The sequence below is a fragment of the Vibrio sp. SG41-7 genome, assembly GCF_014164465.1.
Taxonomy (GTDB): domain Bacteria; phylum Pseudomonadota; class Gammaproteobacteria; order Enterobacterales; family Vibrionaceae; genus Vibrio; species Vibrio splendidus.
Window position 1 is genome coordinate 1 of sequence record NZ_JACJFF010000345.1, and the last position, 512, is coordinate 512.

At 42.2% G+C, this 512-nt stretch carries 1 pseudogene; it reads left to right on the plus strand.

The window, feature by feature from the left end:
• Positions 1–512 (plus strand): annotated as a pseudogene (locus H5300_RS27035) (hypothetical protein); the annotation flags it as partial.

Sequence of the window (512 nt, forward strand, 5' to 3'; positions counted from 1 at the left end):
ATAATGATGGATTAAGCAATCTTGTCGAGTTGGACTTACAAAGTAATTATCTGTCTTCGGATAGCGACAACGATGGCTTAAATGATGGTGTTGAGCATCAGCTTGGCTGGGATGTCTTGGTTGCAAATATAGGCGATCAGCAAGCGGCCTCAGACTATGACGGTGATGGTTTATCGAATATAGAAGAGCAAACGTTAGGCACAGCACTGGATAATGCCGATAGTGATGGTGATGGAATAAGTGATTACATTGAAGCTTTAACTCAAAGCCAAGTGGATGAGGATGAAAAAGTCAATTGGAGTCCACTTATAGAGAATAGTGGTATTTATGCGAAGCTTAGTGACTTTGATGGTGATGGTTTAACCAACGGTCAAGAGGCTGCTCTCCATACGTCGCTTGTAGATGTTGATACTGATAGCGATGGTATTAATGATTATCATGAGGTGGTTTACAGTTGGGATCCTCTCAATGCTCAAGTGCCAGAATCGAGTGACTTTGACTCAGACGGCATA